Genomic DNA, 10,904 nt, shown 5'->3' with positions numbered 1-10,904 from the left:
CCAGGGACTCAACCCACTCGGCAGTCTCTTCCGGATCACGATCAGGCAGCTGGTTAGTCAACCCGCTGAGGATATGGGAGGTATCTTCTCCTGCAGCCACGGCAGCCTCTTTTCATCATTGAATACTCGGCGCATGTTTTCGTTATGCGAGAAAACATTATTGCTATATGAGATTACTGACGGCGGCTGGCGGGGTCAACGCGGGGCGCCCGGCGCGGCCCGGCGGCGTATCCGCAGCCGCGAACGGACCGTTTGTGACTGCATCACGCGCCGGTGGCCGCTTGACCCTGAGTGATGCACGTCATAACCTTATTTCACTATTCAATATCTCGATTCCGCCTTGTGGAATAACAGAAACGACCTGCCGGTCGGCCTCACCACCCGGAATCCCCCAAAGAATTGAGACCCCTATGCAGACCCCTCCACCGGCGGGCGTTGAGGCGGCCCAGGGCCTGACAGTGCCGTCAGCTGCTCCTGCACGCCCCGCAGGCACCGCCGAAGCCCTTTGTGACACGGCCAGCGAAGCATCAGGCGTGGCCATCAGCCCCACCCTCTACAACCCGGACCTGGCCCCCACCAAGCGTGCCGGCCGGAGCTGGACCAGCTACAGCATCTTCACGCTCTGGGCCAACGACGTGCACAGCCTGGGCAACTACGCCTTTGCCATCGGACTGTTCGCCCTTGGGCTCGGCGGCTGGCAGATCCTCATGGCCCTCGGCATCGGGGCAGCACTGCTGTTCGGCCTCCTCAGCCTCTCCGGCTTCATGGGCGTCAAAACCGGTGTTCCCTTCCCCGTCATGAGCCGTATCAGCTTTGGCATCAGGGGCGCCCAGATCGCCAGCCTCCTCCGCGGCGCCGTGGCCGTCGCGTGGTTCGGCATCCAGACCTACCTGGCCTCCGTCGTCTTCCGCGTGATGCTCTCCGCCATGTTTCCGTCCCTGGCGGACCTGGACAGGGACTCCATCCTGGGCCTGTCAACACTGGGATGGGCGGCCTTCGTGACCCTGTGGGTGGTGCAGCTGGTGATCGTCAGCTTCGGCATGGAGATGATCCGCAAGTACGAGGCCTTCGCCGGTCCGGTCATCCTTGCCACCATGGCCGCCATGGCCATCTGGATCTTCGTCGAGGCCGGAGGAAGCATCGCCTGGGCCTCCAACAAAGCCCTCGAAGGGCCGGAGATGTGGCTCACCATCTTTGCCGGTGGCGCCCTCTGGGTCTCCATCTACGGCACCTTCGTCCTGAACTTCTGCGACTTCACCCGTTCTGCGGTGTCGAAGAAGGCCGTGGTCCGGGGCAACTTCTGGGGCATCCCCATCAACATGCTCGTGTTCGGCGCCATCGTGGTGGTCATGGCCGGCGGCCAGTTCAAGATCAACGGCACCATCATCAAGAGCCCTTCGGACATCGTCCAGACCATTCCCAACACCCTCTTCCTCGTGCTGGCGTGCCTTGCCCTGCTGATCCTCACCATCGCCGTGAACCTCATGGCCAACTTCGTAGCCCCCGTCTACGCCCTGACCAACCTGTTTCCCACCCGGCTGAACTTCCGCAAGGCAGCCATCGTCTCGGCCACCATCGGCCTGGTCATCCTGCCCTGGAACCTCTACAACAACCCCCTGGTCATCGTGTACTTCCTGGGCGGCCTCGGGGCGCTGCTGGGCCCGCTCTTCGGCGTCGTCATGGCGGACTACTGGCTGATCCGCCGTGGCAGGATCAACGTGCCCGAACTCTACACGGCCTCACCGGAAGGCGCGTACTTCTACCGGAACGGGGTCAACCCCCGCGCCATCATCGCGATGGTCCCCGCCGCTGTCCTCGCGCTGCTGATCGCCTTCGTACCGGGGCTGGCGTCCGCGGCACCCTTCGCCTGGTTCTTCGCGGCCGGCATCGCCGCCGTCGTCTATTTCTTCATCGCGGACCGCAACCAGCGGCTCGAAGACCGCGACGGCGAGGCGATCGCCGTCGCCAGCACCCACTGACCCGCCCCCGGGCAGGGAAGGAAACCCCATGCGCATCCTCGTCGCGAACGTGAACACCACATCATCCATGACCGAATCCATCGCGGCATCTGCCCGCAGCGCGGCAGGACCGGACACCGAAATCGTCGGCATCACCCCGCGTTTCGGCGCAGACTCCTGCGAAGGCAACTTCGAAAGCTACCTTGCCGCCATCGCCGTCATGGACGCCGTCACCTCCTACCCGCAGCCGTTCGACGCCGTCATCCAGGCCGGGTACGGCGAACACGGGCGCGAAGGGCTGCAGGAACTCCTGGACGTGCCGGTCGTCGACATCACCGAGGCCGCTGCCAGCACGGCAATGTTCCTGGGCCACAAATACTCCGTGGTCACCACCCTGGACCGCACCGTGCCGCTGATCGAGGACAGGCTGAAGCTCGCCGGGCTGGACGCCCGGTGCGCCTCCGTCCGGGCCAGCGGCATGGCGGTGCTGGAACTCGAGGAAGAGCCGGAGCGGGCAGTGGAAGCCATCATCAACCAGGCGCTGCAGGCCGTCACGCAGGACAAGGCGGAAGTAATCGTGCTCGGCTGCGGCGGCATGGCCGGCCTGGACGAGCAGATCCGGCAGCGGGCCGGTGTGCCCGTGGTGGACGGCGTGGCATCGGCGGTGACCATCGCCGAATCCCTGGTCCGGATGGGCCTGTCCACCTCCAAGGTTCGGACCTTCGCCGCGCCCCGGCCCAAAACCGTCATAGGCTGGCCGCTGAACAAACCGGCCATGCCGGTGCAGCTGTAGCCCAGGAGAATACGTGAGCACATCCCATCCACGCGTCGCCGTCGTCACCGGGGCCGGCTCCGGCATCGGCCGGGAGGTGGCCCGCCAGCTGCTGGGTGACGGATACCGCGTGGCCCTTGCCGGCCGCCGGGAATCCCAACTGAAGGAAACGGCGGACGGCAGCCCGGACGCACTCGTGGTGCCGTGCGACGTCACCCGGCCCGACGACGTCGAACGCCTCTTTGCGGCAGTCCGCCAGGCGTGGGGGCGGGTGGACGTGCTCTTCAACAACGCCGGCGTCTTCGGCCCCGCGGCCGGTGTGGACGAGATCAGCCTGGAGGACTGGAACGCGACCCTGGCCGTCAACCTCACCGGTTCCATGCTGTGCGCCGCTGCCGCCGTCCGTGCCATGAAGGCGCAGGAACCGCAGGGCGGCCGGATCATCAACAATGGCTCCATTTCCGCCCATTCACCCCGGCCGCGCACCGTAGCGTACACGGTGACCAAGCACGCGATGACGGGTCTGACCAAGAGCATCGAACTGGACGGCCGCGGCTACGGCATCACCTGCGGCCAGATCGATATCGGCAACACGGCCACCGACATCATGGACACCATCGGCGTCGGCTCCGGGGCGCTCCAGGCCGACGGCAGCCGGAAGGTCGAACCGATGTTCCCGGTGGCGGACGCGGCGCGCGCGGTGCTCATGATGGCCAACATGCCAGCCTCGGCCAGCGTGGGCTCGGTGGTGGTCACCGCCGCCGGCATGCCCTTCATCGGCCGCGGGTAACCCCCGCTGACGGCCGGCCGCGGGGAGTCAGAAGGGCAGCAGCCCCGAGAGGTCCGCGCGCAGGCCGGACGCGGCCACCCTGCCGGCAGCCACCGCGTCCGCCCAGCTCAACCGGCCGCTGACCATCGCAAGCCAGGTGGCGGCGTCGCACTCAATCACGTTCGGCGGGGTGCCGCGGGTGTGGCGCGGCCCCTCCACGCACTGGGTGACGCCGAACGGCGGGACCCGCACCTCCACCGAATTGCCCGGCGCCCGGGCGGTCAGCTCCTCCAGCGAGTAGCGCACGGCGGTGGCCATGACCGGCCGTGGCACGGGGAGGTCCGACGACGGCCCGGCACCTTCGCGCCATGCGGCCAGCGCCGCCTTGCCTTCCTGGACGTCAATACGACGGCGGGCTACTGCCATGTTCAGGGTCTTCCTTTGGTTGCCAGTGGGGAGGGGGTCAGTCCAGGAGCGCGGAAACGGCAGGGCCCAGGCGGATCTTGCCCACCGGCCGTCCGCCACCGAGCACCGGTTCCACCACTTTTTCCAGGACACTGGCCACGCCGGGAATCTCCACGGCGCCCGCCGCGGCAAGCATGGTCAGGGCCACCAGCGACGTGGCCCGGATGTTCCCGTCCAGGATCTTGACGGCCACCGAAACGCCCTGCGGCGTCGCCATGGCCAGGACCCCTTCAGCCCCGATCTTGGCGATGATTTCCAGTTCGTCCATCACCAGCGTGTTTGCTTCGCCGCGGCCCTGCACCGCCCACGGGTAGTCCAGCATGGACGTGGCGATGGTCGCCGCCCTGGCGTTGAAGCTGTGGTCGCCCGGGGCTTTGGCCAGCTGCGAGTATGCCCGGGCCACGCCTGTGAGCGAGACGGCGGCCACGGGGGCGCCGCAGCCGTCGATCCCCAGGTGCGCGATCTTCTCGCCCGTGTACTCCTCGATGGCGGTGCGGACCCGCTGCTGCAGCGGGTGGTTGGGCTCCAGGTAGCTGTGCGTGTCCCAGCCGTTCTCCGTGCACGCCCAGAGGAAAGCCGCATGCTTGCCGGAGCAGTTGAAGGCCAGCCGGGACTTTCCTTTACCGGAACGCACCAGCCAGTTGCGGGCCGTTTCGTCCTGCGGCCACGCCTCCGGGCACTGCAGCTGGTCCTCCCGGACCCCGGCGGCCTTGAGCATCCCGGCCACTACATCCATGTGGTCCAGCGACCCTGTGTGGCTCCCGCACGCGATGGCCACCTGGGCGCCGCGCAGCGGGACGCCGGATTGCATGGCGGCCAGCGCCTGGAACGGCTTCAGCGCCGACCGGGCGTAGATCGGGGTGTCGATGTCGCCCAGCCGGGTGACCACCGACCCGTCGGCGGAGAGCAGGACTGCGGAGCCGATGTGCCGCGACTCCACGAAGCCGCTGCGTTCGATCACGGCCAGTTCGACGGCGGAATCAACAGTGAAGGTGGCATGCGGATTATGCGGCATAGGCCCAGTCTATGGGCCGCCATCGCAGATACCGGGCCGGCGCAGCCAACGCGCTACGTCACGGTGACCATCACCGACTGCCAGCCGGACGCTCCATCAGGGACCGGGTCCGCCCGCTGCTCTGTCTGCACCTGGCCGGTCCCGTCCGTGGCGCGGACCTTGAGGTAGTGGGGGCCGGGCGTGGCGTCCCATTCGTAGGACCATTGCCGCCAGGTCACGGTGGAAGCCTCATCCGAGAGAACCGTTTCCGTCCAGTCGCCGTTGTCCACCTGGATTTCCACCTTGCGGATGCCGCGCGTCTGCGCCCAGGCGGTGCCACCCACAGCCACCTTCCCGGCCGGCACCTTGGCGAAGGATTTGGGCACGTCCACCCGCGCCATCGTCTTGATCGGCCCGCGCTCGGACCACCCGCGCTCCGTCCAATAGGCCTTGCTGTCGGCGAACCGGGTAACCTCCAGGTCCACCACCCACTTGGTGGCGGAGACGAACCCGTACAGCCCTGGCACCACCATCCGTACCGGATAGCCGTGTTCCAGCGGAAGCGGTTCACCGTTCATGCCAATGGCCAGCATGGCGTCCCTGCCATCCTGCAGGACCTCCAGGGGAGTGGAGGCGCTGAACCCGTCGATCGACGTGGACAGCACCATGTCTGCGCCATCCTTGGGCTTGGCCCGGGCCAGGACCTCACGGAGGGGAACACCGAGCCACTTGGCGTTTCCCGCCAGGTTGCCGCCCACGGGGTTGGACACGCAGGTCAGGGTGACGTGGGATTCGATCAGCTGTGCGTCGAGCAGGTCCTGGAACGAGAGCTTTACCTCCTGCTCCACCAGCCCATGGACGCGCAGTTCCCAGTCGTCCGCGGTGATTTCCGGCACGCTCAGGGCAGTGTCGATGCGGTAGAAGTCGGCATTGGGCGTGAGCCAGGACGGCACGCCCGGCACCGGCGACTGGACCCCTGGCGGCACCGCGGGCGCTGCCTTCGCCGCTGCCGGGAGCTGCAGCGAGGCACGCGCCTTGGCGATGTTGCTGCGTGCCGCTCCCAGCAGGCGGCCGCCGGCCGCAGCAACCCCGGCGGCAGCAGCGGTGATCCCGGCAGTGGCAAAGAAACGACGGCGGCTGGCGCCTTCGCCCCCCGGGCGCGCATCGTCGTCGGACGCCTGGTCCGCCGGCACCTCCGGCCACGCCTTCACGCCCCGCTCCGCCTCCCGCAGCGGCGCGAGCAGCAGGCGGAGGGCCACCAGTCCAGCCGCCGTGCCCGCAAGGGATGGGATGGCGCCGGACCAGCCGACGCCGGCCCTGGTCACCACGCAGGCAACGATCACCGCGCCCATGAACAGGACGCCCAGGACACCCAGCGCCCACTGACGATACGCCACCACGCCCAGGACGCAGGCCAGCACGGCGATGGTGAGGCCCATCCCCACGAACAGCGCCGCTTTGTCGTTGGTGCCGAAGGTCGTAACGGCGAAGTCCTTCAGCCAGGGCGGCGTGAAGTCGATGAAGGTTGATCCCAGCGCGAACAGCGGGGCCGCCCGGGCGGCGAAGAAGGCGCCCACCAGCTCCGCGACGGCAAGGACGACGGCGGCCGCCACCACGCCTGCCAGCGCGGCCAGGGCGGCGGGGCCCGTAATGGGGTTCCGGAGCTTTGTCATGTGTATGGTTCGGAGCGGCCGGGGGCCCGGATTGACCAGGCGGGCCGATGACACACCTTAGGAGGCGGAAGGGTGCACAAAGTACCCTTGGACACTGTGAAGGTACTTGTCATTGGCCCCGGAGGCCGCGAACACGCCATTGTCCGCTCCCTGCTTGCCGACCCCAACGTGTCCGAAGTCCACGCGGCCCCCGGCAACGCCGGGATCAGCAAGCTGGTCCCCACCTACAACATCAACGGCAATGACCCCGCCGCCGTGGCTGAGCTGGCCACCCGGCTCGCCGTGGACCTGGTGGTCGTGGGACCCGAAGCCCCGCTGGCCGCAGGCGTCTCCGATGCCGTCCGCGAAGCCGGGATCCCGGTGTTCGGCCCCAGCAAGGCCGCCGCCCAGCTTGAGGCTTCCAAGGCCTTCGCCAAGGAAGTCATGGCCGAGGCCGGCGTACCCACGGCCATGGCCATGGTGGCCACCAACGCCGAAGAAGCAGCATCCGCGCTGGACACCTTCGGCGCCCCGTACGTGGTGAAGGACGACGGACTCGCCGCCGGCAAGGGCGTGGTGGTCACCCGCAACCGCGACGAGGCCCTGGCCCACGCCCAGTCCTGCTTCGACGCCGGCGGCTCCGTGGTGATCGAGGAATTCCTCGACGGCCCGGAAGTATCGCTCTTTGTCCTCTGCGACGGGCAGAACACCGTGGCGCTCTCGCCCGCGCAGGACTTCAAGCGGATCTTCGACAACGACGAAGGCCCCAACACCGGCGGCATGGGCGCCTACACCCCGCTGGAATGGGCCCCCGATGGCCTGGTCAAGGAAGTGCTTGAGCGCGTCGCCCAGCCCACGGTCAACGAGATGGCCCGCCGCGGCACCCCCTTCGTCGGCGTGCTGTTCATCGGCCTCGCCCTGTCCTCGCGCGGCACCCGCGTCATCGAATTCAACGTCCGTTTCGGCGATCCCGAAACCCAGGCAGTGCTCGCCCGGCTCAAGACACCCCTCGGTGCGCTGCTCATGGCCGCCGCCAAGGGCGAACTGGACAAGGCCGAGGAGCTTCGGTGGGCCAAGGAGACCGCGGTCGCCGTCGTGGTCGCCTCGGAAAACTACCCGGACACTCCGCGCACCGGCGACCGCATCCGCGGGCTGAAGAAGGCCGAGGCCCTTGAGGGTGTGCACGTCATCCACGCCGGAACCGCCCTGGACGGTGACGGCAAGGTGGTCTCCGCCGGCGGCCGCGTCCTGGCTGTCGTCGCGCTCGGCAGCGACCTGGTGGAGGCGCGGGAAAGGGCGTACGACGGCGTGGAGCTGATCCAATTGGACGGCTCCCAGTTCCGCAGCGACATTGGCCGCAAGGCCGCACGGGGTGAAATCAAGGTCCCCTACGCTGCCACCGGCTCGCTGCCCGTCGTGAAAGCGGAGGCCTGAGATGAACGGCACCCCCGTGAACCGCGGCTTCCAGACCGAGACGCTGGACCTGCCCGGATGGACCCACGTCTACTCCGGCAAGGTCCGCGACCTCTACGAACCGGCCGACGAGTCGATCGTGCAGCGGCTTGGCCAGGACTGCGTGCTGGTGGTCGCCAGCGACCGGATCAGCGCCTACGACCACGTGCTCTCCAGCGAGATTCCGGACAAGGGCCGCATCCTCACTCAGCTGAGCCTGTGGTGGTTCGACCAGCTGGGAGTGGAGCACCACGTGCTGGCTTCCACCGTGGAGGACGGCGTTCCAACCGAGGTCGAGGGCCGGGCCATGATCTGCAAGAAGCTGGACATGTTCCCGGTGGAGTGCATCGCCCGCGGCTACCTCACGGGATCCGGGCTGCAGGAGTACAAGGCGCTGGGAACGGTCTGCAACATTCCGTTGCCCGAGGGCCTGGTGGACGGGTCCCGGCTCGACCACGCCATCTTCACGCCGTCCGCGAAGGCCCTGATCGGCGAGCACGATGAGAACATCACCTACGACGCCGTCGTGGCCCTCGTGGGGGACGACATCGCCGCGCGCCTGAGCGAGCTGACCCTGAAGATCTATACGACGGCGGAGAAGATCGCCAGGGAGCGCGGCATCATCCTCGCCGACACCAAGGTCGAATTCGGGTACGACGCAGTCTCCGGCTCCATCACCCTGGGCGATGAGGTGCTGACCCCGGATTCCTCGCGGTTCTGGGACGCCGCCACCTACAAGCCGGGCCAGGCGCAGCCCTCCTACGACAAGCAGTACGTGCGTGACTGGCTGACGTCGGCCGAGTCCGGCTGGGACAAGGCCTCGGACACCCCGCCGCCGGCGCTGCCCGCCGACGTCGTGGAACGGACACGCAGCCGCTACGTCGAAGCGTACGAGAAGATCACCGGAAAGACCTTCGCCTAGGCGGTCTTTGCGGCCGGGCAGGCCCGCGGTTGGCGGACCTGCCCGGCTCGCTTGCCAGGCTGGCTTGCGCTGCCTAACTGGCTTGCGCTGCCTAGCTGGCTTGCGCGGCCGCGGCGGCGCGCCGCTGGGCGAGCTTGATTTCCAGAATCGCATCCAGCGCCTGCTGGACCCGGTCCTGGGCACCGGCGGCAGCGAAGGCCTTCTGGGCTTCCTCAAGGTGCACCAGGGCTTCGTCGGTTTCTCCCGAGGCCTTCAGCGACTTTCCGAGCAGGAGCGACACCTCGCCGGCCGTGTGCTTGCCGAGGGCGTTGCGTTCGGCATGGATTTCCCGCAGCTTTTCGACGGCGGCCACGATGTCCCCGGTCAGGTACAGCCAGCGGGCGCGGATGAAAGCGACCTCCAGCTCATCGCTCTTGGTTCCTCCGACGATGGAGAAGGCAAGTTCCGCGCGCTCAATGGCCGAGAGCGTCTCCGGCTCCACGATGCCCGAGGACAGCCGGACCGCGGCGGAGGCCTTGTTGAAGCGCGCCCACAGTTCGATGTCGTTGGCAGGGGAGAGCAGCCGGGCTGCCCGCTCATGGTGCTTCACGCCTTCTGCGTAGTCATGCCGCATGAACGCCACGTTGCCGATCACCCAGGCGACTTCGCCCGCGAGCTGTGACATGGCGTGCTCGTCCACCTGCTCAAGCAGCGCCTGGCAGTACTTCCAGGCCTCATCCAGCCGGCCACTTTCGGCCAGGGCACCAATCAGGATGCGGTGCGCCCCGATGGCCACGGTGGAGCCACGGGGCAGGTTGACAGAGAGCTTGACAGCTTCCAGCGCGTGCTCGACAGCGACCGAGAGTTGCCCCTGGCCGTGGCATACCGCTGCCAGCATCTGCCGTGCCCGGACGCCAAGGCCCACGGACTCCGTGGCCATCGGGTGTTCGAGGAGGCGCTCGATGATTTTCCGGCACTCCTGCAGGTCACCCTGCTTCATGAGGCATTCAGCCTGCATGTATGTCATGTTCCACCAGGCGCTGGTGTTCTTGCCGTCGAGCGCTATCTGTGCGGCGGCCGCGGCATGGCTCGCGGCCAGGGGATAGTCGCGCAGGTCCCATGCCTGCCGCGCGTACAGCCCTGCCAGAACGTACTCGGCGTCGCTCACGGAAATGGGCTGGCTCCAAGCCTCCAGTGCCTTGGGTGCCAGCTCCAGCCTCCGTGCCAGTTCTTCGATCACTTCGGCCGTCGGTTCCCGACGGCCCGTTTCAAGCAGCGAGATGTAGCTGGGTGAATACAGGTCCTTGCCCAGTTCGGCCTGTGTCAGTCCACGCTCAAGGCGCTCCGCCCGGAGCTTTTCTCCGAATCCGTTGCCCACGCGTTTCCTCCTTCTGGACAGCTGGGGCCGAATGCTTGACAGCCCCTGTGGAAAATATTTTACAATGTGTGTCAACAAGGACAGTGCTGGCTTTGTAACGAATCCGACTCGTATTGAGGAACTTATATGTTGAAGAAGATCGCAACCGCGGCCGCCTTGGCTGGGGCCCTGGCTTTTTCCGCGGCGGCTCCGGCCGTCCTGTCTGCAGGTTCCATCGCCGATAATTCGGGTACGTCGGTAGCTATCGGAAACTGGCCTGACCCCGCCTCCACAAAGGTGAAGAAGGACAAGAGCACCGATACCACCTACACCACCTACATCGGCAACTGGCCCGACCCCGCATAACAGCTTCCTCGACAACAGGAGGCGATGGACAGCCCCGGAGCAACAGCTCCGGGGCTGTCCTGTTTGTCCGCCGTGACCGGATCGCAATAAAAAAGAGGGCCTCCGCAAGGAGACCCTCTTTTCGTAATGGTCGGGATGACAGGATTTGAACCTGCGACCTCTTCGTCCCGAACGAAGCGCGCTACCAAGCTGCGCTACATCCCGATCCGCTGCAAAAG

General features: G+C 67.1%; 10 protein-coding genes and 1 tRNA gene. 6 read left to right on the top strand and 5 right to left on the bottom strand.

The annotated features are described in order from the left end of the window. Positions 1-410 precede the first annotated feature (410 nt). From ACYSM9_RS19840 to ACYSM9_RS19830, 3 genes are read left to right on the top strand one after another with little or no spacing between them, the layout of a single operon-like run. Positions 411-1,979 carry an NCS1 family nucleobase:cation symporter-1 gene (locus ACYSM9_RS19840; RefSeq protein ID WP_461858661.1) on the top strand — a complete coding sequence of 523 codons (1,569 nt, stop codon included), beginning with the start codon at positions 411-413 and terminating at the stop codon, positions 1,977-1,979. A gap of 28 nt (positions 1,980-2,007) precedes the next feature. Then, positions 2,008-2,751 carry an aspartate/glutamate racemase family protein gene (locus ACYSM9_RS19835; protein ID WP_461858660.1) on the top strand — a complete coding sequence of 248 codons (744 nt, stop codon included), beginning with the start codon at positions 2,008-2,010 and terminating at the stop codon, positions 2,749-2,751. Between the two features lie 13 nt (positions 2,752-2,764). After that, complete coding sequence (locus ACYSM9_RS19830) at positions 2,765-3,520, top strand: SDR family oxidoreductase (RefSeq protein ID WP_461858659.1); 756 nt, start codon at positions 2,765-2,767, stop codon at positions 3,518-3,520. A 27-nt stretch (positions 3,521-3,547) separates the two neighbouring features. Here the strand turns inward: ACYSM9_RS19830 and ACYSM9_RS19825 are convergent, their stop codons facing one another. From ACYSM9_RS19825 to ACYSM9_RS19815, 3 genes are read right to left on the bottom strand one after another with little or no spacing between them, the layout of a single operon-like run. Further along, entirely contained in the window at positions 3,548-3,925 is a 378-nt protein-coding gene (locus tag ACYSM9_RS19825; RefSeq protein WP_461858658.1) for a sterol carrier family protein, read from the bottom strand. A 37-nt stretch (positions 3,926-3,962) separates the two neighbouring features. Further along, a complete protein-coding gene (locus tag ACYSM9_RS19820) occupies positions 3,963-4,979 on the bottom strand; it encodes an asparaginase (RefSeq protein WP_461858657.1) in 1,017 nt (338 codons plus the stop codon). Positions 4,980-5,032: 53 nt separating this feature from the next. Continuing rightward, positions 5,033-6,631 (bottom strand): molybdopterin-dependent oxidoreductase, encoded by a 1,599-nt coding sequence (locus ACYSM9_RS19815; protein ID WP_461858656.1) that lies wholly within the window; start codon positions 6,629-6,631, stop codon positions 5,033-5,035. Positions 6,632-6,727: 96 nt separating this feature from the next. Between ACYSM9_RS19815 and purD the strand changes: the two genes are divergently transcribed. Continuing rightward, on the top strand, positions 6,728-8,044 hold the full coding sequence (gene purD, locus ACYSM9_RS19810) for a phosphoribosylamine--glycine ligase (protein ID WP_461858663.1): 1,317 nt from the start codon (positions 6,728-6,730) through the stop codon (positions 8,042-8,044). Position 8,045: 1 nt separating this feature from the next. Next, positions 8,046-8,984: a phosphoribosylaminoimidazolesuccinocarboxamide synthase gene (locus ACYSM9_RS19805; RefSeq protein ID WP_461858655.1), complete on the top strand. Its 939-nt coding sequence runs from the start codon at positions 8,046-8,048 to the stop codon at positions 8,982-8,984. 91 nt (positions 8,985-9,075) lie between these two features. Here ACYSM9_RS19805 and ACYSM9_RS19800 read toward each other — a convergent pair whose 3' ends face one another. After that, complete coding sequence (locus ACYSM9_RS19800) at positions 9,076-10,341, bottom strand: helix-turn-helix domain-containing protein (RefSeq protein ID WP_461858654.1); 1,266 nt, start codon at positions 10,339-10,341, stop codon at positions 9,076-9,078. Between the two features lie 126 nt (positions 10,342-10,467). Between ACYSM9_RS19800 and ACYSM9_RS19795 the strand changes: the two genes are divergently transcribed. Continuing rightward, positions 10,468-10,686, top strand: coding sequence for a hypothetical protein (locus ACYSM9_RS19795; protein ID WP_461858653.1), 219 nt, complete (start codon positions 10,468-10,470; stop codon positions 10,684-10,686). Positions 10,687-10,813: 127 nt separating this feature from the next. Here ACYSM9_RS19795 and ACYSM9_RS19790 read toward each other — a convergent pair. Beyond that, positions 10,814-10,890 (bottom strand) — tRNA-Pro (locus ACYSM9_RS19790). Positions 10,891-10,904 lie beyond the last annotated feature (14 nt).

The organism is Arthrobacter sp. C152 (assembly GCF_054890965.1).
Note: the sequence above shows the minus strand (reverse complement) of the source record. Positions and strands in the feature narration are given on the sequence as shown.